Consider the following 23,373-nt stretch of genomic DNA (forward strand, 5'->3'; position numbering starts at 1 on the left):
ATCAAGCGAGGCGATAGCTTTTCTTGATGATGGTGCTGACAGTCAGGCGTGGGCTGGCGCATGGCCTTGTTCTCGGCAGGAACGTGCTGGCCGGCAAGCGGCTTTTTGGCGGAAATAGTTATACAGTCTTGATATTTGCCCTTATCAGCCATAAGTAGTCGATACGTCACAGCATCGTCAGGCGTCGAGTCTGGCAAGTGAGGCATTAGATGAACGCACGAGAGTACATGGCGAAGCACGGCCTGGACGGCGACAAGGACAAGGAGGAGGACAAGCCTCAGAGTCTGGAAGAACATGCCTGGGCACGTGCACGTGAGTCCGGCAGTCATCGGCCACGCACGGGGACGCCGCATGACTGGGAAGACTGGGAGCGCTACCACGAGCAGCTGGCTGCGGACTCCGAGACACTGACACAGAAGATCAATCGTCAGGCGCGTGGCGGATCAGCTGCCGCCCACGACGATGGCGCTGACCCGGACGACAAGTGATCAAGAAGGGCTGTGATCAAGAAGGATATTGATCTGCCAGCACGTACACTCATTCATGCCCCGTACTCATGACTTCCGTGGAGTCACGGTTGCCACAATCGCAAGGAGCAACTCATGGATATCATTCGCATCATTCTGGCCATCATCCTGCCGCCGCTGGGCGTTCTCATGCAGGTGGGGATCGCCAACAAGCATTTCTGGATCAACATCATCCTGACCTGCTTCGGTTTCCTGCCGGGGATCATCCACGCGGTGTGGGTCATTACCAAGTTCTGATCGCCGCTGAGCTCCCGATGCTCTGATATGGCTGCCCACCTCGGGCAACCCAGAGTTGAATTACCCAAAGCCCCCGCTGCCTTGTGTGCAGCGGGGGCTTTTCAGTGGGCGCTCACCGGGGAGGCGCCATGTGGCGTCGGTGATTCAGCGGCGGGGCCTGTCGAGGGCCCTCGGCGAATGGCTGGCGGCGGTAGTTCAACATGTAGACTTTCGCATAGCCTGATTTCAACGCTATTCAGCGAGCGCGGCGCTTGTCGCCTCTCGCTTGCCCCCGTAGGGTCAAATGGGACTGAGGGCAGCGATCAGGGCCGGTGAAGCCTGTTCGATCACATGCTCCACGATAACAACAACACGTATGGATACCCCGCATGGTCACGACTGCTGAGCCCGACGCGCCGCAGGAGACCAGCTCCTGCTTCGCGATCTTCAATGATGTGCAAAAGAGCTATGACGGCGAAACGCTGGTGGTCAAGGGCTTCAATCTTGAAGTCCAGCGCGGCGAATTCGTCACCCTGCTGGGGCCGTCCGGTTCCGGCAAGACCACCTGCCTGATGATGATGGCAGGCTTCGAAACGCCGACCCACGGCGACATCCTCCTCGACGGAACCCCCATCAATGACTTGCCACCGCACAAGCGCGGTATCGGCATGGTCTTCCAGAACTATGCGCTGTTTCCGCACATGAGCGTGGCCGAGAACCTGGCCTTCCCATTGGAAGTGCGCGGCATGAGCAAGGAGGAAATCTCGACCAAGGTAGCCAACGCGCTGGATATGGTGCGACTCGGCGAATTTGGCGATCGCCGCCCGGGGCAGCTCTCCGGTGGCCAGCAGCAACGGGTCGCCCTGGCACGTGCGCTGGTCTTCGAGCCGGAGCTGGTGCTGATGGATGAGCCGCTGGGGGCACTGGACAAGAACCTGCGCGAGGAAATGCAGTTCGAGATCAAACGCATCCACCAGCGCCTCGGCGTCACCATGCTCTACGTGACCCACGATCAGACGGAAGCGCTGACCATGTCGGATCGCATCGCGGTCTTCAATGACGGCGTCGTCCAGCAGCTGGCAACCCCCGAGGCGCTGTATGAAGCGCCGGAGAATGCCTTCGTCGCCTATTTCATCGGCGAGAACAATCGCCTCAACGGCCAGGTATCGCAGCTCGACGCTCAGGGTGAGCATTGCACGGTGACCCTCGACAGCGGCGAGCAGGTACGGGCACTCAAGGTGGCCGTCAATGAGGTCGGCGAGCGCACCCAGCTGTCACTGCGCCCGGAGCGGGTGCGCCTGCTGTCGGCGGAAGAGCCAGGGGGCGCGGGCACGCCAAGCCCTCCCGACAATGTCTTCTCCGCCGAGGTGCTCGAGGTGATCTATCTTGGCGATCATCTGCGCACGCGCGTGGCGGTGTGTGGCAGTGACGAATTCATCATCAAGACACCCAACGCCGAGGGCTATCCGTCCTTGCGACCCGGGCAGACCCTGCAGGTGGGATGGGACGCCTGCGATTGCCGGGCGCTGGATGCCTGAGGCCAGCAAAGGTCAGAACAGGCCAGTTAAGGACAGACTAGAAAAGGACAGGCGAGTAAAGACAAGGCAGCACGGGAGGTGAAGCACGCTTCCTCAGCAGAGCAAGAGCAGATTTCGCGACAAGAGTGCAGCACAACAACAAGAAATCAGGGAGATTCATCCATGTCAGTCATCAATCAGTTCACCGCGTCATTCACTACCTCGCGCCCGGGCATGCCGCTACGCAGCCTGCTGGCGGTTGCCGTGGCAGCGGCCGGCATGAGCGCCGGTGCGGCCCAGGCCGAGACGCTCAATATCGTCTCGTGGGGCGGCGCCTATACCGACAGCCAGAACAAGGCCTATCACGAGCCCTGGGAAGAGAAGAGCGGCGACACCGTCGTCAATATCGACAAGTCATCCAATGCGCTTTCCGGTCTGCGCGCACAGGTCCAGGCCGGCAACGTCACCTGGGACCTGGTCGACATGCTGCCCAGTGATGCCTTGATCGCCTGTTCGGAAGGCCTGATCGAGCCGCTGGACCCGGACACCCTGTTCGCGGCAGCGCCGGATGGCACGCCGGCCAGCGAGGACTTCATCGAGAATTCGCTCAGCGAGTGCTTCGTACCGCAGATCGTCTACTCCAACATCGTGGCCTTCAATACCGAGATGTTCCCCGAGGACAAACAGCCGGATTCCATCGATGACGTGTTCAATCTCGAGGAATTCCCCGGCAAGCGTGCGCTGCAGAAGAAGCCGATCAACAACATGGAGTGGGCGCTGGTAGCCGATGGCGTGGCCCCGGAAGATGTCTACGAGATGCTGGATTCCGAGGAAGGCATCGAACGTGCCTTCGCCAAGCTCGATACCATCAAGGACAGCGTGATCTGGTGGGAAGAGGGCGCACAGCCGCCGCAGCTGCTGGCGGACAAGGAAGTGGCCTTCGCCTCGGCCTACAACGGGCGCATCTTCGATGCCGAGGTCAACGAGAAGCAGCCATTCTCCATCGTCTGGGATGCCCAGGTCTTCGAGCTGGATGGCTGGGTGGTGCCGACCGGCAAGCTCGACAAGGTCAAGGATTACCTGATGTTCGCCACCGATACCCAGCGTCTGGCGGATCAGGCCAAGTACATCTCCTACGGTCCGGCGCGTACCTCCTCCGCGGCACTGGTCTCGACCCATGCGGACACTGGCATCGACATGAAGCCGCACATGCCGACCTATGGCCCCAACTTCGCGACCGCCATCCCCAAGGATGACGAATTCTGGGCCGACAACCTCGATGAGCTGAGCCAGCGCTTCAACGCCTGGCTGGCACGCTGATCCCTGCACTGACCCGCTGGCCCCGGTGGCGCACACCCGCCCGCCGGGGCCTTTTTGATCATGCCTGATGGCCCGTCGGCCATGCTCGATTCCGCCAGGTTGGCTTCCGTCACTGTCACGCGGAAGCCGGCTGGCGGCCCAGGCATCCTCGGATAGCCGATCAAGGAGTGCAGGATGAGCGATTCCTCCGCCCCGGCCACGTCCGGAAGCGCAGCACATGACCCCAATGGTGCCCCCGGCGCGGCGCTGACCACCGCCGATGGCGTACCGCTGAAACAGAGCCTCAATCGCGCCATCCGTCGCAGCCGCATCAAGGCGTTGCTGCTGGTGGCGCCGTTGCTGGTCTTCATCGGGCTGGCATTCGTCATGCCCATCTTCGACATGCTGTCACGCAGTGTCGACAACCCGGAAGTCTCCACCTATCTGCCGCGCACCAGCGAGGTGCTGGTCGACTGGGACGGCGAAGGGTTGCCGGAAGAGGCTGCCTACGCCGCCCTGGCGCAGGATCTGGCCGCGGGACTCAAGGAGCGCAATCTCGGCCGCGTCGCCTCGCGTCTCAACTACGAAAAGTCCGGCATGCGGTCGCTGTTCATGAAGAGCGCCCGCCGTGCCGGTCGCATGGAGGCCCCCTACAAGGCCGCGCTGATCAAGGCCGATGAGGATTGGGAGGACCCGGATATCTGGCGTCTGATCAAGCGCGAATCGTCGCCTCTCACCGCTTCCTACTATCTGGCGGCGGTGGATCGCCAGTTCTCACCGACAGGGGAGATCGTCGAGAAACCGGAGTATCTGCAGATCCACGTCTCGCTGTTCATCCGCACCTTCTGGATGAGCGCCGCGATCACCGGGCTATGTCTGTTGCTGGCCTATCCGGTGGCCTGGCTGCTGGCGACCCTGCCGGCCAGTCGCGGCAATCTGCTGATGATCCTGGTGTTGCTGCCGTTCTGGACCTCGCTGCTGGTACGAACCACCACCTGGATCGCGATCCTGCAGCAGCAGGGGGTGCTCAATGACATGCTGGTGGGTGTCGGGATACTCGCCGAGGAGGCGCGTATCCAGATGATCTACAACAAGACCGGCACCATCATCGCGATGACCCACATCCTGCTGCCGTTCATGATCCTGCCGCTGTACTCGGTGATGAAGACCATCCCGCCCAGCTACATGCATGCGGCGCGCTCGCTGGGCGCCGGGCCGATCACCGCCTTCCGGCGCGTCTACTTCCCGCAGACCCTGCCGGGTATCGGGGCGGGCTCGATTCTGGTCTTCATCCTCTCCATCGGCTACTACATCACGCCGGCACTGGTGGGCGGGCAGTCGGGCCGCTTCATCACCAACTTCATCGCCTATCACATGCAGACCTCGCTCAACTGGGGGCTGGCAGCGGCCATTGGCTCGATTCTGCTGGTCGTGGTGATCCTCTTCTATCTCGTCTACAACCGCCTGATCGGTGTGGACAAGGTCAAACTGGGGTGACAGATGGCCATACCTTCCTATGCAACTCGTGGTGAGCGGATCTGGCATTGGGTGTTCTGCGTGCTCTGCGCGCTGATCTTCCTGTTCCTGATCGGGCCGATCCTGGTGATCATTCCGCTCTCGTTCAATGCCGAACCCTACTTCACCTTCTCGGAGAAGATGCTGTCGCTGGACCCGGAGGGCTACTCGCTGCGCTGGTATCAGGAGTTCTTCACCTCGGATGAGTGGATGCGCTCGATCAAGAACAGCATCATCGTGGCGGTGTGCGCGACGGTTCTGGCCACGGTACTGGGCACGCTTGCCGCACTGGGGCTTTCCAGCCGCTTCATGCCGTTTCGCAATACCATCATGGCGATCCTGATCTCGCCGATGATCGTGCCGCTGATCATCAGCGCCGCGGCGATGTTCTTCTTCTTCTCGAAACTGGGGCTGACCCAGACCTATCTGGGCGTGATTCTGGCGCACACGGCGCTGGGCATTCCCTTCGTGGTGATCACGGTGACGGCGACGCTGTCCGGCTTCGATCACTCGCTGACACGTGCGGCACACTCGCTGGGGGCCAGTCCGAGTCGCACCTTCTTCCGCATCATCCTGCCGCTGGTGACGCCGGGGGTGGTGTCCGGTGCGTTGTTCGCCTTCATCACCTCGTTCGATGAGGTGGTGGTGGTGCTGTTCATCGCCGGGCCGGCGCAGACCACCATCCCGATCCAGATGTGGTCCGGTATCCGCGAGGAGATCAGCCCGACGATCCTGGCGGTGGCCACGCTGCTGGTGCTGGTCTCGATCCTTCTGCTGGCGACACTGGAGCTGATTCGCCGTCGCAATGAACGTCTGCGCGGCCTGACGCCGAGCTGATCTTTGTCCTCTGCCGTCTGCCCTCTGCTCTTTGCTCTCTGCCCTTGAGTGCTGAGCGCTTGATAGCGGTGAGAAACAGGAGTCGCAAGAAACACCCACGCCCCCGCAGACAGACTCTGCGGGGGCGTGGGTGTTTCAGGGCCAGGGCTTGAAAATAGGGCTTGGAGACAGGGCTTGAGAAAAAGCCTGCTTCGTCAGGCCGCGCCGAGTCGCTTGTAGAGCGTGGTGCGACTGATGCCCAGCTCCCGCGCGAGACGCGAGACGTTGCCACCCAGCGCGTCCAGCGCACTCTGCAGCTCCTCGGCGCTGGAGAGATCATGCAGTGAGGATTGGCCGCTCGATTGCGAGGGCTGGCGGGCGATTTGGCCCTCTGCTGCTGGACAGTCGCCTTCTACCGCGAGGCATTCGTTCTGTGATGCGAGACAGTCGCCCGCCAGCATCACATGGCACGGCTCCAGAGCCAGCCCATCGCACAGTGCCAGCGCCAGACGCAGCACGTTGTCCAGCTCGCGCACGTTGCCGGGCCAGTCATGCTGGGTGAGGCGATCGAGGAAGGCGGGCGTGATGCGCGGCGGCTCACGTTGCTGCTCCCGGCACAACCGTGTCAGCAGGGCACGACTCAGGCCGGCGATGTCGTGACGCTCCCTCAGTGGTGGCAGGGCGATGGTGGCACCGCACAGGCGATAGTAGAGATCCGCCCGGAAGCGCCCGGCCTTGACCAGCTCACTGAGGGGCTGATGGGTGGCGGCGACCAGTTCGAAATCGACCCGCTGCGGCTTGCCGCCGCCCAGCGGGGTGACTTCACGCTCCTGCAGCACGCGCAGCAGACGCGCCTGCACATGCAGTGGCATGTCGCCGATCTCATCCAGAAACAGGCGCCCGCCATTGGCCTCGAGCAGGCGGCCTTCGCGTCCGGCGGGGTCGGCGCCGGTAAAGGCGCCTCGCCGATAGCCGAACAGCTCTGCCTCGACCAGCTCATCAGGCAAGGCGGCGCAGTTGATGGCGACCAGCGGTTGATGGGCGCGATGACTGGCCTGATGCAGCGCCTTGACCACTTCCTCCTTGCCGACGCCGGTCTCGCCCTGCAGCAGCAGCGGCAGGCGTGCGTCCACCAGCCGTGCCAGCAGTTCGCAGACCCTGGCCCAGCCGGCATCGCCATGATGCAGGCGCGCGAGGCTCGGGTGGCACGCAGTCTCTCGAGTGGCGGTTTCGGCCGGTGTCTTGCTTTCCGGGGGCTCAGCCGGTGCGCGGGCCACGACCCGTGGCCTGGGCAGGACTGCGCGCAGGGTGTAGCCAGTGAAGCGTGGGTGCTGGGTGAGCGTCAGGCACTGCGCATCGGCGAGCTGGGCCAGCGGCGCCCAGTCCAGCTGCCAGCGTGCCAGCGGCTGGCCCAGCAGCAGGTGGATGTCATCGCGGGTGGCGCAGCTATCGCTGCCCGCTGCGCGGACTGTGCTGTTCGCTTCATGGGATGCGCTGTCAGGGTCTGACGGAAGCTCAAGATGAGACGCCAGCAACTGCAGCCCCCGGCGACTGGCAGCCGCGACCTGACCTTGCGGCGTGATGGCCAGCAGGGCCGCGCTGGGCGAATCCAGCTGCGAGCGGTTGAGATGCAGGCGTAACAGGTGATGGTCGTGCCCGTGCGCCTCGCTCAGACGGCGTTGCTCGATGTCATCCGCCAGTACGCCGAGCATGCCAAGGCTGTATTGGCGCACACGGTAGGGATCGCAGATCAGCCCCAGGCACCCCTCGCAGGCGCCGGGCGTCAGGCCGCGACTGGCACTCCAGCTGGCGGGTGCCAGCAGAGCGGCACTGGCGCTGGCCAGCCCCTTGAGACATTCGGCGTCATGCGCCTCGAGCGCGATGCGCGCCAGACGATTGGCGCGCGGTGCATTCAGGGTCTCGGCGATGGCGTTGTGGCCCAATGACTCCTCACGCCAGCGCGCGCCGGGGTGCAACAGGGCGGCGTCATGGCCCAGCAGCTGTTGATGGCCGTAGCTTGCCAGCACCACGCCGTCGCGGTCGGTCAACACCAGACACGCCTGCCAATGATCGAGCAGGTTGAGGGTATGGCCGGTGACTGCTGACGCCACCGTCGCCATCAGGCTGGCGGCCTGACGCTGACGCCAGACGAGCTCCTCCGGCGGACACCTGAGGGTTGAGGCCGGCAGCGCCGAGGGGAAAGAAGAGGGAGGAGAAGAGGGAAGGGCAGAGGAGAGAGCCGCCGCAGGCGTTGCGCAGGCGGCGCCTGGATCGAGCGCCTGATCCTCCGCGTGGCGGGCTGGATGCTTGGCCGAATGTTGGGCAGCGTGGCGCGCTGAATGCTTGGCGGCGTGGGGTAGTGGCATGCGACGTCCCTTGTGCGGCGGGCCTTTCAGGCCTCTGTTGTTATTGGTGCTTTGACCGGTGCTGTGATCGATGCTGTTTTCGGTGCTTTTATCGATCTGGGGGGAGTGTTCACGGCAATGTTCACTTGTGTGTGGTGAGTGTTCAGTTCCGAGGACTCCAGTGTTCAGATACTGTTCACCAGAGTAGCGGCAGACGGCGCGTATGACGGGCTAGACCATGGTCTGCCCCTGCCTTGGTCGCATCTGGCAAGTCACTGAATGATCGACAAAAGAGAGGAATCTGGCGACCTCCGGTGGTCGATGGAGGGTGTCTGTGGGCAAGTGTCGGCGCGCGGCTGGCACAGGGTTCGCTTGAGGATAGTCACCAGGCGGGTGTGAACACTCGGCAGTGGTTGGCCGTGTCCTTGCCCCGATGACTTTCACCAGACGAGACAGCGCCATGTCCTTGAGCCTTGAGGCGGTCACCCGCCGGGTTGGCCGCGAGACCCATATCGACAGGGTGGATCTGACCTTCGAACCCGGCTCCTTCAATGTGCTGCTGGGACGCACCCTGTCAGGAAAGACGTCGCTGATGCGCCTGATGGCGGGTCTCGATGTGCCCAGTGACGGACGCATCGTGATGAACGGCGAGGACGTGACCGGCCGTCCGGTGCGCGAGCGCAACATCTCGATGGTCTATCAGCAGTTCATCAACTACCCGAGCCTGAGCGTCTACGACAATATCGCCTCGCCTTTGAAGCTGGCGCGCATGGCGCCTGAGGAAATCCGCCGCCGCGTACACGAGATTGCCGAGATGCTGCATATCGAGCAGTTTCTTGCGCGTCAGCCAGCGGAGCTGTCCGGTGGCCAGCAGCAGCGCACGGCCATGGCGCGGGCGCTGGTCAAGGACGCCGACCTGGTGCTGTTCGATGAGCCGCTGGTCAATCTCGACTACAAGCTGCGCGAAGAACTGCGCCACGAGATGCGCAGCCTGTTCGCGACCCGCAACACCATCGCCGTCTACGCCACCACCGAGCCCGGCGAGGCACTGGCGCTCGGCGGTACCACCACGCTGATGCATGAAGGGCGGGTGTTGCAGTCCGGGCCTACCGAGGCCGTCTACCATCATCCGCTGAGTGTCGAGGCGGCGAAGCTCTACTCCGAGCCGCAGATCAATCTGTTCGAGGCCGAGGTGCGCGGGCGTGAGCTGGCGTTCTCCGGTGCGGCCAGTGCCAGCGAGCAGGGCAGCCGTTTCGTGCTGCCCGCGCCACTGGCGGGGATCGAGAGCGGGGCCTATCGCTTCGGTATCCGCCCCAGCCATCTGGGGCTGGCACCGCTGGCCGATGATGATCTGGAGTTCGCCGTCACGGTGGATATCGCCGAGATCTCCGGCTCCGAGACCTTCCTGCATGTCAGCAATGCCGATCACTCGCTGGTCCTGCATCTGGCCGGCATTCACGACTTCGCCGTGGATGATGCCATCCGCGTCTATGCCCCCGCCCACAAGCTGTTCGTCTACGCCGCCGATGGCGATGACGGTGCGGTACAGCGTGGCGATGGGGCACTGATCCGCTCGCCCGAGCGACCCACCACGACTGGCGGAGGGCTGGCCTGATGGCGGAAATACACCTCAATGACCTGGCGCACAGCTACCTGGCGGCGCCCACCGCGGACAGTGATTACGCCATCCGGCGCATGAATCATGTCTGGCAGCAGGGCGGCGCCTATGCACTGCTCGGCCCGTCGGGGTGTGGCAAGAGCACGTTGCTCAACATCATCTCCGGGTTGCTGGCCCCCTCCGAGGGCGAGGTGCGCTTCGATGATCGCGTGGTCAATCGGCTGCCGCCGGAAGAGCGCAACATCGCCCAGGTGTTCCAGTTCCCGGTGGTCTACGACACCATGTCGGTCTTCGACAATCTGGCCTTCCCGCTGCGCAATCAGCGCCAGCCGGAGCACAAGGTACAGTCCCGGGTGCGTGAGATCGCTCAGGTGCTGGAGCTGGAAGACCTGCTCACGCGACGTGCCAGCAACCTGACGGCCGATGAGAAGCAGAAGGTCTCGATGGGCCGTGGCCTGGTGCGCGATGACGTGGCCGCCATCCTGTTCGATGAACCACTGACGGTCATCGACCCCCACCTCAAGTGGAAGCTGCGCCGCAAGCTCAAGCAGATCCATGAGCAATTCAACATCACCATGGTCTACGTCACCCATGATCAGCTGGAGGCCTCGACCTTCGCCGACAAGATCGCGGTGATGTATGAAGGCCGCATCGTGCAGTTCGGCACCCCGCGCGAGCTGTTCGAGGACCCTGCTCACACCTTCGTGGGCTACTTCATCGGCTCGCCGGGGATGAATCTGGCCAGCATCACGCTGGAATCGCAGGGCGTGCGGCTCGGCACGGGGGAGGACGCCCCCCTGCTGCATCTTCCACAAGCGCTGCTGGCGACACTGGCGGAGCGCAAGGGCGAGCTGAAGCTGGGCATCCGGCCGGAGTTCGTCGAACTCGAGGCCAGCGACAGCTCATCGGCGGCGGTGGTTCCCGACACCCGCGAGCATTGGCTGAGTGGTCAGGTCACGCTGGTGCAGGACCTGGGGACCTACAAGGTGGTGGACCTCGACATCGGCGGCGGCTGCCTGTTCAAGGCGCGTATCGAGGAAGATGCGCCACTGCCGGCAGGCCGCGTGCGTCTTCGCCTGCCGGCCCGCTGGCAGCGCTTCTATCTCGATGAGCATCTGCTGGACCTGTCACAGGCCGGTGTGTCCGACAGTGGCGAGGCGGACGGCTTTGCCAGAGGGGAGAGTGGCGGCTCTGTCAGAGGGGAAAGTGGAGAGCGGCCGGGAGGGAATGCCTGATGCAACGCACACACAACAATCGTGCCTGGTGGCTGGTGCTGCCGGTAGTCATCGTGGTGGCATTCTCGGCCATCGTCCCGATGATGACGGTGGTCAACTACTCGGTGCAGGACATCTTCGATCCCTCCACGCGATTCTTCGTCGGCACCGAATGGTATCGCGAGATCCTGCGTGACGAGCGCCTGCACGACTCGCTGATCCGGCAGTTCGTCTATTCCTTCGCGGTGCTGGCCATCGAGATTCCACTGGGGATCGCAGTGGCGCTCTCGATGCCGCGCAAGGGCTTCATGGTCTCGCTGTGCATGATTCTGCTGGCCTTGCCGCTGCTGATTCCCTGGAATGTGGTCGGCACCATCTGGCAGATCATCGGTCGTGAGGACATCGGCCTCTATGGCTGGGCGCTGGGCCAGCTAGGCATCGACTACAACTACGCCTCCAATCCGGCCGACGCCTGGGTGACGGTACTGGTGATGGATGTCTGGCACTGGACGTCGCTGGTGGCGCTGCTGTGCTATTCGGGGCTGCGTGCCATTCCCGATGTCTATTACCAGGCCGCGCGCATCGACCGTGCCTCGCCCTGGGCCGTGTTCCGCTACATCCAGCTGCCCAAGCTCAAGAGCGTGCTGTTGATCGGCATCATGTTGCGCTTCATGGACAGCTTCATGATCTACACCGAACCCTTCGTGCTCACCGGTGGCGGGCCGGGTACCACCACTACCTTCCTGTCCCAGACCTTGACCCAGATGGCGATCGGCCAGTTCGATCTTGGACGTGCCGCTGCCTTCTCGCTGATCTACTTCCTCATCATCCTGCTGGTCTCGTGGCTGTTCTATACCGCCATGACCCATCAGGACAGTGACGACGCCTGAGGAGACGAGTGATGACCACACGCAAGCGTCTGGTAATGACGATCTATCTGCTGTTTCTGCTGGTGCCGATCTACTGGCTGCTGATCATGTCCTTCAAGTCGAATCAGGAGATTCTCGGCGGCCTGACCCTGTGGCCCGAGAACTTCACCTTCGACAACTATCGGGTGATCTTCACCGACCCCAGCTGGTACATGGGCTACCTCAACTCGATGAGCTACGTGGTGCTCAACATGCTCATCTCGCTGGCGGTGGCGCTGCCGGCGGCCTATGCCTTCTCGCGCTATCGCTTCCTGGGCGACAAGCATCTGTTCTTCTGGCTCTTGACCAATCGCATGGCGCCGCCGGCGGTCTTCCTGCTGCCGTTCTTTCAGCTCTATTCCTCGGTGGGACTGTTCGATACCCCGCTGGCGGTGGCGCTCGCGCACTGTCTGTTCAACGTGCCGCTGGCGGTCTGGATTCTGGAGGGCTTCATGTCCGGCGTGCCCAAGGAGATCGACGAGACGGCCTATATCGACGGCTACAGCTTCCCGCGCTTCTTCCTGACGCTGTTCATTCCGATGATTCGCCCGGGCATCGGGGTGACCGCCTTCTTCTGCTTCATGTTCTCGTGGGTGGAGCTGTTGCTGGCGCGAACCCTGACCTCGACGGAGGCGAAACCGATAGCGGCGGTCATGACGCGAACGGTCTCGGCCTCGGGCATCGACTGGGGCGTGCTGGCCGCCGCCGGTGCCTTGACGCTGATTCCCGGCATACTGGTGATCTACTTCGTGCGCAACCATGTCGCCAAGGGCTTCGCCCTGGGCCGGGTATGATCGGCACCAGGTCGAGCGCCGCTGTCATTGCCGTCAGCAAGTCTCTGCTGGCGGCTCACAAGAGGACATGATGATGGAATGGATGGCCTGGACACTGCCCACGTCACTCTTCTTTGCCGGTATCGGCATCCTGCTGCTGGGCATGACCGCCTGGCAGTTCGTGACCCCGACGTTGAGTCGTCAGGGCTTTCTGCCCATCGCGACCACGCGGGGCGACAGACTGTTCATCGGCCTGCTCTCCAGTGGCTGGCTGCATCTGCTGTGGTTGGGCTTTACCGACCAGGTGTTGTGGATCATCAGCATCGTGTGTGTCGTCTGGATGCTGGTGTTGATGAAGTGGGGATGACATGCGGGGAGAGGTGGAGAGGAGAGCGCTGACGACAGGCAGCGTCGCCCGGTGGCAACACGGAACTGGACAGCCTGAGGGGAGTCCCAAGCGGTTCTGACTGGCATCCGCCAGTGACATTCGCCGCTCTGGAATCTCGTTGCATGTCGTCATCTCGCTCACCGCATCGCTCGTCTGCAGATAGTGCCTCAAAAGGGGCCTTGAATGGCGATTCTCCCTCGCCGGGCCGCAAGAACCGCCGTCGACTCTGGACGGGCGTGACAGGGCTGAGCATTGCCTGCGTTGTCGTCCTCGGTTGGTGGGCCGGTACACCGCTCGCCACCTTGGACGCCACGACGCCTGATCAGCAGGTTGGGAATGGCGAAACGGAAGATGCAGGGCAATCAACATTGTGGCAGCAGTATCAGCTCCAGTGGCAGGCCAATCAGACCCGCCCAGCCGAGGCGCGCAAGCCACTGCCACTGCCTGACGTTTCCCGCGCCGGCTACCATCAGGGCGAGGCACTGCCGGCACTTGCGCTTGAGCCACATGATGCTGGTGAAGCGCCAGGAAAGGGCGAGGCAGAAAAGGTCACGCCAGACGAGAGCGAAAAAGGCGCGCTGCGCCGATTCGATGTCACGGCCTACGGCGCGGATGGCAGTGACACCCTGAGTGATCGCCGCGCCATTCTCAAGGCGCATGCCGCCATGCGTGACTGGCAGCGCCAGGGCAGTGATGACGCCGACCGCCCCGCGCGCCGCGGCGTGCTGTATTTCCCGGCGGGGGAGTACGTGGTGTATGGGGCGGCCGAACGCGACTGGTTTCATTCCCGCCTGGTGGCACTGAAAGCCGCGGTGGCGGACTCAGAACGCCAGCAGGCGCTGCGCGAGGCACTGCTCAAGATGCAGGGTTTGAGTCTGGCAGGCAGTCACTGGACCTTGATGGGCGCGGGCAGTGATGTCACGCACCTCAGGCAGACCCGGCCGATGCTGCCGTTGCACGCCAGCTGGTACTGGAGCACTCCCTGGCTGCTCCATCTGGGCAATCTGGCCGAGGGTGGCAAGCAGGAAGCATGGCAAGCCGTCACGCCGACGAGTCACCGGCAGCCGGCGGATACGCAGGACACGATCACGCTGGCGGATGAGACGGATGAATCAGATGACGCAGCGCTCGCGCCAGGCGATGAGGTGCTGCTTGAGAGCATCGACAAGCGGCCTGAGGCAGTGGCCCGTGCCCTGGCGCCCTATCAGATGGAAAAGGACGCCAGCACCGGCGAGTCACGCTGGTTGATCGAGCGTGATGGAGTGTTCAAGCGGGCGCGCTACCGCGTGGTGGCACGTGACGGCCACCGCCTCACGCTCTCGCTGCCGGTGGTGCATGAGCGCTTTCCCGGTGAGCAGTGGCGCATCGCTCGTCTGCACCCGGCGCGGGAAGTCGGGGTGCAGGGCATCACGCTCAAGGGCAACTGGCGTGGGCACTTCAAGCATCACCGCAGCGCCGAGGATGACAGCGGCTTCGGCCTTCTGGACCTGGATGGCATCACGGATGGCTGGGTGCGTGACGTACGGCTCGACAGTTTCAATCAGGGGGTGAAGGTGCGCCACAGCTCACAGCTGACACTCGAAGACGTTACGATGACCGGCAAGCCCGGGCATATCGCGATGACGATCAGTGACAGCAATCAGGTACTGGCTCGCCAGGTAGTCGACCAAAGTCATGCCTGGCATGCACCGGGAGTGGCCCGCTACGCGACCCATAACGTCTACCTTGAACTGGAGCACGCCGGTGACAGTGGTATCGAACTGCATGGTCAGCAATCGCGCGACAACGTGTTCGATCAAAAGCGCGGTGGTCATGTGCGCGACCGTTGGGGCGCCAGTGTCGGCCATCAGCCCAATCATCTGCGCGGGCTGGTGCTGTGGAATCCGGTCAATACCGGCAAGCCACATGCTGCCTGGCCCTTCATGCGCGCCGATTCTCATTTCGGCAAGGTGATCATGCCGACGGTCGTCGGGGCGACCGGGCATGCGCTGGGCATCGCCAATCGTCATGACTATGCCCGGGTGATGAATGCCAAGGGCGTGACCGAGTATGACCCCTTGCCGCCGATGGATGCCTTGCAGGCACGCGTCGAGTCACCGGGCGAGGCCGTGAAGCCTGCCTCGCTCTACCGCGCCCAACGCGAGCTGTTGCATGAGACGCAAGAGTGATAGCCAGCCGCTCGGCCCATCGAGCAGCAGGGCCGCAGTGCAACGAGGACAACAGAGCAGCAGCCAACGACAGCAGATTGGAACGGCAGGAGGACGAGCAGCACCGAGAGCAAGCAAGGCGGCGAATCGCGCCGCGCGACACGTGATTGACGGAAGTGGTTGTTGGAAGACGCGACACAACAATAACGCCAATGAAGGGACATCCCATGAGTCAGCACATCATTCGACCCGCACGCCTGCGTTACGCCATCGCCTTCGCCACGGCGGCGGGGCTCGCCGGCCTCTCCAGCCAGGCCACGGCCGATCAGTATCAGGATGCGGCAAGGAAGTGGATCGATCAGGAGTTCTCACCCTCCACGCTGAGCAAGGACGAGCAGATGTCCGAACTCGAGTGGTTCATCAAGGCCGCTGAACCGCTGCGCGGCATGGAAATCAAGGTGGCCTCGGAAACCCTGACCACCCATGAATATGAGTCAAAGGTGCTGGCCAAGGCCTTCAGCGAGATCACCGGCATCAAGCTGACCCACGACTTGATTCAGGAAGGCGACGTCATCGAGAAACTGCAGACCCAGATGCAATCCGGGCGTAATATCTACGATGGCTACGTCAATGATTCCGACTTGATCGGCACGCACTTCCGCTATGGCAAGGTCGTGCCGATCAGCGACATGATGGAAGGCGACGGCAAGGCCTTCACCTCGCCGACGCTGGATCTGGACGACTTCATCGGGCTGGATTTCACCACCGGCCCGGATGACAAGCTCTATCAGCTGCCGGACCAGCAGTTCGCCAACCTTTACTGGTTCCGTGCCGACTGGTTCGAGCGCGAAGACCTGAAGAAGCAGTTCAAGGACAAGTACGGCTACGAGCTGGGGGTGCCGGTCAACTGGTCGGCCTATGAGGACATCGCCGATTTCTTCACCAATGACGTCAAGGAAATCGACGGTGAGCGCGTCTACGGCCACATGGATTACGGCAAGAAGGACCCGTCACTCGGCTGGCGCTTCACCGATGCCTGGTTCTCCATGGCGGGTGCCGGCGACAAGGGCCTGCCCAATGGCCTGCCGGTGGACGAGTGGGGCATTCGTGTCGAGGAATGTCAGCCGGTGGGCTCCTCGGTGACACGTGGCGGCGCGGCCAACGGCCCGGCGGCCGTCTATGCCACCACCAAGTATGTCGACTGGCTGGGCAAGTACGCACCGCCGGAAGCCCAGGGCATGACCTTCTCCGAGTCCGGTCCGGTGCCGTCCCAGGGCAACATCGCCCAGCAGATCTTCTGGTACACCGCCTTTACCGCCGACATGACGCGGGATGGCCTGCCGGTGGTCAACGACGATGGCACCCCGAAGTGGCGCATGGCGCCGTCGCCGCATGGCCCGTACTGGGAAGAGGGCATGAAGCTTGGCTATCAGGACGTGGGCGCCTGGACCTTCTTCGATTCCACGCCGGAGAAGAATCGTCACGCGGCCTGGCTGTACGCGCAGTTCGTCACTGCCAAGACCGTCTCGCTCAAGAAGACCCTGGAAGGGCTGACGCCGATCCGCGAGTCGGATATCCAGTCCCAGGCGATGACCGATGCCGCGCCGAAGCTGGGCGGTCTGGTCGAGTTCTATCGCAGCCCGGCGCGAGTGCAGTGGTCGCCGACCGGGACCAACGTGCCGGACTATCCCAAGCTTGCTCAGCTGTGGTGGCAGTACATCTCCCAGGCCGCCAGTGGCGAAGCCACGCCACAGGAAGCCCTCGATGGCCTGGCCAAGGCACAGGACCGCATTCTCGAGCGTCTCGAGCGCGCCAAGGTGATGGACAACTGTGGTCCGAAGCTCAACGAGGAGCGTGATGCGGAGTACTGGTTCGCCCAGCCGGGTGCGCCGAAGGCCAAGCTGGACAACGAGAAGCCCAAGGGCGAGACCATCGCCTACGACGAGCTGCTCAAGAGCTGGAAGGAGTAAACGCGACTGGCGCGACACTGCGCCTTCGAGCAGTCTCGTGAAAGACAGCAGCAACGACAACGCCCCTGCCGGTTTCCCGGCAGGGGCGTTCTTGTGCCAGAGCGATCAGCGACAGCGTTTCATCACTGCCTCATGGCTGGCTTGCCGTTACGGCCTTCCATTACCGCTCTCAGTCACGGCCCTCAATCGCCGCTCTCAATCACGGTAGAGATCGATGCTCGGGCAGGAGCAGATCAACTGACGATCGCCGTGCACGTTGTCGACCCGGTTGACCGCCGGCCACTGCTTGGCGGCCTTGACGTGCTCGCTGGGGAAGGCGCCGATCTCGCGGGAGTAGCTGCGCGTCCACTCGGCGTCCATCAGGTCGGCCTGGGTGTGCGGCGCGTGCACCAGCGGGTTGTCTTCCAGTGTCCACTCGCCTTGCTCGACACGGGCGATCTCGGCGCGGATCGCGATCAGCGCCTCACAGAAACGGTCGATCTCGTAGAGCGACTCGGACTCGGTGGGCTCGACCATCAGGGTGCCCGCCACCGGGAACGACATGGTCGGCGCGTGGAAGCCGTAGTCGATCAGACGCTTGGCGATGTCCTCCTCGCTGATGCCGGAAGCGGCCTTCAGCGGGCGGATATCGATGATGCACTCATGCGCCACGGTGCCGTTCTTGCCGCGGTAGAGCACCGGATAGTGCCCATCGAGACGCGTGGCGATGTAGTTGGCGTTGAGGATCGCAAGCTCGGTGGCTTCACGCAGCCCCTGCGCGCCCATCATCTTGATGTAGGCCCATGAGATCGGCAGGATCGCCGCGGAACCGAAGGCGGCGGCCGAGACGGCGGTGCACTCCGGTTTCACGCCTTCCAGCGGGGTGACCACGTGGTTGGAGACGAACGGCGCCAGGTGGGCCTTGATGCCGATCGGGCCCATGCCCGGGCCACCGCCACCGTGGGGAATGCAGAAGGTCTTGTGCAGGTTGAGGTGCGAGACATCGCCGCCGAAGTCCCCCGGGCGGCAGATGCCGACCTGGGCGTTCATGTTGGCACCGTCGATGTAGACCTGGCCGCCGTGGTCGTGAACGACCTGACAGGCTTCGCGCACGGTTTCCTCGAACACGCCGTGGGTGGACGGGTAGGTGATCATGATCGCGGACAGCTTGTCGCTGTGCTGCTCGGCCTTGGCACGCAGGTCTTTGATGTCGATGTTGCCGTTGGCGTCACACTCGACCACCACCACCTTCATCGCGGCCATTGCGGCCGAAGCCGGGTTGGTGCCGTGAGCGGAGCTTGGGATCAGGCAGATATCGCGTGCGCCTTCGCCGATGGAGGCCTGGTAGCGACGGATCGCGACCAGCCCAGCGTATTCCCCCTGCGCGCCGGAATTCGGCTGCATGGAAATGGCGTCGTAGCCGGTGATCTCGACCAGGAAGGCCGACAGCTCATCGATCATCTGCTTGTAACCGACCACCTGATCCGACGGTGCGAAGGGGTGGACGTTGGCGAATTCGGGCCAGGTGACCGGGATCATCTCGGTGGTGGCGTTCAGCTTCATGGTGCAGCTGCCCAGCGGGATCATCGCGTGGGTCAGCGACAGGTCCTTGTTCTCCAGACGCTTCAGATAGCGCAGCATCTCGGTTTCCGAGTGGTAGCGGCTGAAGGTCGGGTGAGTCAGGAAGTCGCTGTCACGCTGGCAGGCCGCCGGAATCGCGCTTGCGCCCTTGGCCAGCAGGTCCTGGTCCAGCGCGGCGACGGACAGGCCGTGCTCTTCGCCGAGCAGCACGTCGAACAGCACGCCGACGTCAGCGGCGGTGGTGGTCTCGTCGAGGTTGATGGTGATGCGGCCGTCGCCATGGTGGCGCAGGTTGATCTCGTGGGTCAGTTCGCGACCGTGGATCTTGCCCTCATCCACGCCGGTCACGGTGATGGCGTCAAACCAGCTGTCGTGGGCCAGTGCCATGCCGCAACGGCTGACGCCCTCGGCGAGAATGCTGGTCAGGCGATGCACGCGGGTAGCGATGCGCTTGAGGCCCTCGGCACCGTGATAGACGGCGTAGAAGCCGGCGATGTTGGCCAGCAGCGCCTGGGCGGTACAGATGTTGGAAGTCGCCTTCTCGCGGCGGATGTGCTGCTCGCGAGTCTGCATCGCCATGCGCAGTGCCGGGTTGCCGCGTGAGTCCTTGGAGACGCCGATGATACGGCCCGGGATGGAGCGCTTGAGCTTGTCGGTGGTGGCGAAGAAGGCCGCGTGCGGGCCGCCGAAGCCCATCGGCACGCCGAAACGCTGGGAGGTACCGACGACGATATCGGCACCGAGGCTGCCCGGCGACTTGAGCAGCACCAGGCTCAGCAGGTCGGCGGCCACCACGGTCATCGCGCCATTGGCGCGCGCGGCGTCCAGCAGCGGCGCGAGGTCTCGCACCTGGCCGGTGTTGCCCGGGTACTGGAAGAGGGCGCCGAAGATGTCGTGCTCGCCGACGTTCTCTGCGGCATCGATGACCAGCTCGAAGCCGAAGTAGTCGGCGCGGGTGCGCATGACGTCCAGGGTCTGCGGCAGGACATCATCGGCGATGAAGAAGCGCTTGCTCTTGCTCTTCTTGTTGCCGCGCTGACACAGCGCCATGGCCTCTGCAGCGGCGGTGGCTTCGTCCAGCAGGCTGGCGTTGGCCAGCTCCATGCCGGTCAGGTCCATCACTGCCTGCTGGAAGTTGAGCAGTCCTTCGAGACGGCCCTGGGCAATTTCCGGCTGATACGGCGTGTAGGCGGTGTACCAGCCCGGATTTTCCAGCACGTTGCGCTGGATGACTGCCGGCAGGTGGGTGTTGTGGTAACCCTGGCCGATATAGGTCTTGAACACCTTGTTCTGACGCGCGAGGCGCTTCAGGTAGTCCAGTGCTTCGGATTCCGTGCGTGGCCCTTCGAGATCCAGCTCACGGCCCAGACGAATGGCGGTGGGCACCGTGCGGTCGATGAGCGTGGCGATGCTCTCTTCGCCCAGCGTCGCCAACATGCGCGTCACATTGGCATCGGTCGGCCCATTGTGGCGGGAGATGAAATCGTCGTGTCCGGCCAACTGGGCCAGGGTAAGCGTCTCGTGAGCCATGCAAGAAATCCTGTGCTGCAACGGGGACTGCAGAGGGCAGTCCGCGGGAGGAACATCACCGTGCCAGCGAGGAGGCTGCGGGCAGGGCGTCGGGAATCATGGGGGCATCGACATCACTGCCGAGCATGCTGCAGTTGCTTCACTCCCCGCGCGACCTGCAAGGGCGGTCGTGTCAGGGGTGTCGTGCCATCGAAACGGGGTGGCGCAATCACGAAGGTGGCTGTGCGCGAGTGTGACTTATGCGAGCACGGATACGCGCTGAAACCTCCTGCCCTGAGTGACTGCGGCCTGGACAGGAGGTTGACGGCGATCAGGCTTCGCTTTCGACCAGCTGAGAATAGGCATCAGCGTCGAGCAGCTTTTCGAGTTCGGCGCTGTCAGCGACCTTCATCTTCAGAATCCAGGCATCGTCATAGGGGCTCTCGTTGACGGATTCCGGCGCGTCTTCGAGGCTCTCGTTGACGGCGATGACTTCACCGGCCAGCGGTGCGTACAGATCGGAGGCCGCCTTGACGGACTCGATGACCCCGAACTCTTCTTCCAGTGCCAGCTCACGGCCGACTTCCGGCAGTTCGACGAAGACGACATCGCCAAGCGCCTCCTGGGCGTGGTCGGTGATCCCGATGGTCACGGTGCCATCGCCGTTGTCCTGAACCCACTCGTGACTCTCGGTGTACTTCAGCGTGGCGGGAATATTGCTCATGAGTGTTTTCCTATGTGAAAAGATTTTCTGATTCAGGGAATCGGTACGTCATTATGCCCCAAGGTCCCAGCGTGTGGCAGTGGCAGACTGCCGCGTGATGCTACGACTTTGGGCGTGTGCTGCTGACGGCCGTCCCTCTATCGTGGTCTGTCACTCCTCGGGCGTCCAGTGTCTTGCGTGGTTCACTCATGAAGCCCGCCATCATGGGCCTGCCTGGCCCATTGCTATGCATCGTTGGCCGGGCCGCCCGGCGCCTTGTTAGTGCGCCGTGACACCTCGTGAGAGGTTGAGTACCTCGCAGCAGTGCGGGAGATGGGTCGCGCCAGTGGGCGAGGATGTCCGGGTCACTGTTGCGAGGCGCTCAAACTCGCGTTATGGTGCCGGCAGTTTCTTATCGGAAACTTGTTTCCATGTTGTGTCGTGAAGACTCGGCTGTCAATGCCTGATGCGTTCAAGCAAAGCGAACCTGATGAGAGCGCTGGAGACGCTGAACGAGGTTCACCTGAGCGTGACCGCGCCGGGCATGCGGCTCTGCATCTAGCTCGTCATTCGGTTCGGTTTGTTGTGAGACCTTTTTCGACAGTCTCGAGATCACCGGGCGAAGGATCTGCTGCCAGAAGACACGATGAGGCGATGAAACATGCGAGTTGGCGCAGTCTCATCGTACTTTTTACGCAATGATTGCCTCACCTGCCAGCGTAAAGCCCTGTTAGGCTAGTGAAGTGAGATAGCTTCCGCTAATGTGGGCTGTCCCAACGGTGAAAATGCCGTGGGAGGCTCGTCGCGGGTCGATCACCCACCTGGGGATGGCACCGCCACGAGTCACTGCGCATCGTGTGATAACAACAATTCAGCGGAGGAAATCTGCGTGGAAATGATCAGTTCCGTCTTTAGTGCCATCAATGGCGTCGTCTGGGGTCCATTGATGCTGATCCTGCTGCTCGGGGTCGGCTTCTATCTTCAGGCAGGCCTAAAGGGCATGCCGATCCGCAAGTTGGGTACCGGCTTCAAGCTGTTGTGGAATGGTCGTGCGCCGGGCAAGGATGGCGACGGCGAGATTTCTCCTTTCAATGCCCTGATGACGTCGCTGTCGGCGACCATCGGTACCGGCAACATCGCGGGCGTGGCAACCGCCATCGCGCTGGGTGGCCCGGGGGCGATCTTCTGGATGTGGATCACCGCGCTGGTCGGCATGGCGACCAAGTACGCCGAGGCCGTGTGTGCAGTGCGTTATCGTGAAGTCGATGACACCGGCAACCATGTCGGTGGCCCGATGTACTACATCCGCAACGGTCTGGGTGCCAAGTGGGGCTGGCTGGGCGGTGCCTTCGCCTTCTTCGGTTGCTTCGCGGCCTTCGGTATCGGCAACACCGTGCAGTCCAACTCGGTCGCGGATGCGCTGGAAACATCCTTCGCCATTCCGCACTGGGTCTCCGGTGTGGTGATGATGGTGCTGGCTGGCGCCGTGATTCTCGGTGGCATCAAGCGCATCTCCAGCGTGGCCGGCAAGCTGGTGCCGTTCATGGCCATCGCCTACTTCCTGGCCGGCATCATCATCCTGGTGATCAACGCCGACCAGATCGGTCATGCCTTCGGCCTCATCTTCACCTATGCCTTCAATCCGGTCGCGGCTACCGGCGGCTTTGCCGGGGCAGCAGTGATGGCCGCCATCCGCTTCGGTGTGGCGCGCGGTATCTTCTCCAATGAAGCGGGTCTGGGCAGTGCGCCCATCGCCCACGCGGCGGCGCAGACCAAGAACCCGGTACGCCAGGGTCTGGTCGCGATGCTGGGGACCTTCATCGACACCATCATCATCTGCACCATCACGGCGCTGGCGATCATCACCTCTGGCCTGTGGTCTTCCGGGGAGACCGGCGCGGCCCTGACCTCGATGTCCTTCGATCAGGCGCTGCCGGGTGTGGGCAACCACCTGGTGGCCATCGCGCTGGCGGTCTTCGCCTTCACCACCATCCTTGGCTGGTCCTTCTATGGTGAGAAGTGCTTCCAGTACCTGTTCGGTACGCGTGCCATCATGCTGTATCGCATCGTGTTCGTGATCGCGATTCCGTTGGGTGCGATGGCCAAGCTCGACCTGATCTGGCTGATGGCGGACACCTTCAATGCGTTGATGGCGATCCCGAACCTGATCGGTCTGGCGCTGCTGTCGCCGGTGGTCTTCAAGCTGACGCGTGATTATTTTGATGGCTAGGAAGTGCTGGCTGGCGAAGATCGCTGAACGACGCTGATGACTCGCCTGGCCCTACCGTGCCACTGACTGCCTTGTGCATCGCCCGGGCCACCTGATCTGGGCGGTGCAGGCGCAGGGC

At 63.0% G+C, this 23,373-nt stretch carries 17 protein-coding genes; 14 read left to right on the top strand and 3 right to left on the bottom strand.

Translation table 11 applies throughout. From position 1 onward, the window contains the following. Window positions 1–209 precede the first annotated feature (209 nt). The 6 genes from FLM52_06235 (at window position 210) to FLM52_06260 (ending at window position 5,911) form a co-directional block, all read left to right on the top strand. On the top strand, window positions 210–488 hold the full coding sequence (locus tag FLM52_06235; protein NVN55393.1) for a hypothetical protein: 279 nt from the start codon (window positions 210–212) through the stop codon (window positions 486–488). A 114-nt stretch (window positions 489–602) separates the two neighbouring features. Then, window positions 603–764 (top strand): YqaE/Pmp3 family membrane protein, encoded by a 162-nt coding sequence (locus tag FLM52_06240; protein ID NVN55394.1) that lies wholly within the window; start codon window positions 603–605, stop codon window positions 762–764. A 368-nt stretch (window positions 765–1,132) separates the two neighbouring features. After that, entirely contained in the window at window positions 1,133–2,281 is a 1,149-nt protein-coding gene (locus FLM52_06245) for an ABC transporter ATP-binding protein (protein ID NVN55395.1), read from the top strand. Between the two features lie 213 nt (window positions 2,282–2,494). Further along, window positions 2,495–3,580, top strand: a complete 1,086-nt coding sequence (locus FLM52_06250; GenBank protein NVN55396.1) for an extracellular solute-binding protein — start codon at window positions 2,495–2,497, stop codon at window positions 3,578–3,580. 174 nt (window positions 3,581–3,754) lie between these two features. Next, window positions 3,755–5,056: an ABC transporter permease gene (locus FLM52_06255; protein ID NVN55397.1), complete on the top strand. Its 1,302-nt coding sequence runs from the start codon at window positions 3,755–3,757 to the stop codon at window positions 5,054–5,056. 3 nt (window positions 5,057–5,059) lie between these two features. Next, window positions 5,060–5,911: an ABC transporter permease gene (locus tag FLM52_06260; protein ID NVN55398.1), complete on the top strand. Its 852-nt coding sequence runs from the start codon at window positions 5,060–5,062 to the stop codon at window positions 5,909–5,911. 194 nt (window positions 5,912–6,105) lie between these two features. On the opposite strand, the gene FLM52_06265 is transcribed toward FLM52_06260, so the two are convergent. After that, complete coding sequence (locus tag FLM52_06265; GenBank protein ID NVN55399.1) at window positions 6,106–8,256, bottom strand: hypothetical protein; 2,151 nt, start codon at window positions 8,254–8,256, stop codon at window positions 6,106–6,108. A 439-nt stretch (window positions 8,257–8,695) separates the two neighbouring features. Between FLM52_06265 and FLM52_06270 the strand changes: the two genes are divergently transcribed. From FLM52_06270 to FLM52_06300, 7 genes are all read left to right on the top strand, one after another. Next, the gene (locus tag FLM52_06270) at window positions 8,696–9,850 is read left to right on the top strand and encodes an ABC transporter ATP-binding protein (GenBank protein NVN55400.1); all 1,155 of its coding nucleotides are present in this window, start codon (window positions 8,696–8,698) and stop codon (window positions 9,848–9,850) included. Further along, window positions 9,850–11,088: an ABC transporter ATP-binding protein gene (locus FLM52_06275; protein NVN55401.1), complete on the top strand. Its 1,239-nt coding sequence runs from the start codon at window positions 9,850–9,852 to the stop codon at window positions 11,086–11,088. The genes FLM52_06270 and FLM52_06275 overlap by 1 nt, the downstream gene beginning before the upstream one ends. Next, window positions 11,085–11,957 (top strand): sugar ABC transporter permease, encoded by an 873-nt coding sequence (locus tag FLM52_06280; protein ID NVN55402.1) that lies wholly within the window; start codon window positions 11,085–11,087, stop codon window positions 11,955–11,957. Before FLM52_06275 ends, FLM52_06280 begins: the two co-directional genes overlap by 4 nt. 11 nt (window positions 11,958–11,968) lie before the next feature. Beyond that, window positions 11,969–12,769 carry a carbohydrate ABC transporter permease gene (locus FLM52_06285; GenBank protein NVN55403.1) on the top strand — a complete coding sequence of 267 codons (801 nt, stop codon included), beginning with the start codon at window positions 11,969–11,971 and terminating at the stop codon, window positions 12,767–12,769. Window positions 12,770–12,842: 73 nt separating this feature from the next. After that, window positions 12,843–13,115, top strand: coding sequence for a hypothetical protein (locus tag FLM52_06290; GenBank protein ID NVN55404.1), 273 nt, complete (start codon window positions 12,843–12,845; stop codon window positions 13,113–13,115). A gap of 143 nt (window positions 13,116–13,258) precedes the next feature. Then, complete coding sequence (locus FLM52_06295; GenBank protein NVN55405.1) at window positions 13,259–15,304, top strand: DUF4955 domain-containing protein; 2,046 nt, start codon at window positions 13,259–13,261, stop codon at window positions 15,302–15,304. A gap of 206 nt (window positions 15,305–15,510) precedes the next feature. Next, on the top strand, window positions 15,511–17,253 hold the full coding sequence (locus FLM52_06300; GenBank protein ID NVN55406.1) for a carbohydrate ABC transporter substrate-binding protein: 1,743 nt from the start codon (window positions 15,511–15,513) through the stop codon (window positions 17,251–17,253). A gap of 195 nt (window positions 17,254–17,448) precedes the next feature. Here FLM52_06300 and gcvP read toward each other — a convergent pair whose 3' ends face one another. Both gcvP and gcvH read right to left on the bottom strand, forming a co-directional pair. After that, entirely contained in the window at window positions 17,449–20,343 is a 2,895-nt protein-coding gene (gene gcvP, locus FLM52_06305; GenBank protein ID NVN55407.1) for an aminomethyl-transferring glycine dehydrogenase, read from the bottom strand. 310 nt (window positions 20,344–20,653) lie between these two features. Then, window positions 20,654–21,046: a glycine cleavage system protein GcvH gene (gene gcvH, locus FLM52_06310; GenBank protein NVN55408.1), complete on the bottom strand. Its 393-nt coding sequence runs from the start codon at window positions 21,044–21,046 to the stop codon at window positions 20,654–20,656. An 868-nt stretch (window positions 21,047–21,914) separates the two neighbouring features. Here gcvH and FLM52_06315 point away from each other — a divergent pair. Further along, window positions 21,915–23,255, top strand: a complete 1,341-nt coding sequence (locus FLM52_06315; GenBank protein NVN55409.1) for a sodium:alanine symporter family protein — start codon at window positions 21,915–21,917, stop codon at window positions 23,253–23,255. Window positions 23,256–23,373 lie beyond the last annotated feature (118 nt).

This window comes from bacterium Scap17 (genome assembly GCA_013376735.1).
In the GTDB taxonomy this organism is placed as follows: Bacteria; Pseudomonadota; Gammaproteobacteria; order Pseudomonadales; family Halomonadaceae; genus Cobetia.

Coding starts and splice junctions, on each gene's coding strand:
- FLM52_06235 (NVN55393.1), top strand. CDS start 210: ATGAACGCACGAGAGTACATGGCGAAGCACGGCCTGGACGGCGACAAG.
- FLM52_06240 (NVN55394.1), top strand. CDS start 603: ATGGATATCATTCGCATCATTCTGGCCATCATCCTGCCGCCGCTGGGC.
- FLM52_06245 (NVN55395.1), top strand. CDS start 1,133: ATGGTCACGACTGCTGAGCCCGACGCGCCGCAGGAGACCAGCTCCTGC.
- FLM52_06250 (NVN55396.1), top strand. CDS start 2,495: ATGCCGCTACGCAGCCTGCTGGCGGTTGCCGTGGCAGCGGCCGGCATG.
- FLM52_06255 (NVN55397.1), top strand. CDS start 3,755: ATGAGCGATTCCTCCGCCCCGGCCACGTCCGGAAGCGCAGCACATGAC.
- FLM52_06260 (NVN55398.1), top strand. CDS start 5,060: ATGGCCATACCTTCCTATGCAACTCGTGGTGAGCGGATCTGGCATTGG.
- FLM52_06265 (NVN55399.1), bottom strand. CDS start 8,256: ATGCCACTACCCCACGCCGCCAAGCATTCAGCGCGCCACGCTGCCCAA.
- FLM52_06270 (NVN55400.1), top strand. CDS start 8,696: ATGTCCTTGAGCCTTGAGGCGGTCACCCGCCGGGTTGGCCGCGAGACC.
- FLM52_06275 (NVN55401.1), top strand. CDS start 9,850: ATGGCGGAAATACACCTCAATGACCTGGCGCACAGCTACCTGGCGGCG.
- FLM52_06285 (NVN55403.1), top strand. CDS start 11,969: ATGACCACACGCAAGCGTCTGGTAATGACGATCTATCTGCTGTTTCTG.
- FLM52_06290 (NVN55404.1), top strand. CDS start 12,843: ATGGAATGGATGGCCTGGACACTGCCCACGTCACTCTTCTTTGCCGGT.
- FLM52_06295 (NVN55405.1), top strand. CDS start 13,259: ATGTCGTCATCTCGCTCACCGCATCGCTCGTCTGCAGATAGTGCCTCA.
- FLM52_06300 (NVN55406.1), top strand. CDS start 15,511: ATGAGTCAGCACATCATTCGACCCGCACGCCTGCGTTACGCCATCGCC.
- gcvP (NVN55407.1), bottom strand. CDS start 20,343: ATGGCTCACGAGACGCTTACCCTGGCCCAGTTGGCCGGACACGACGAT.
- gcvH (NVN55408.1), bottom strand. CDS start 21,046: ATGAGCAATATTCCCGCCACGCTGAAGTACACCGAGAGTCACGAGTGG.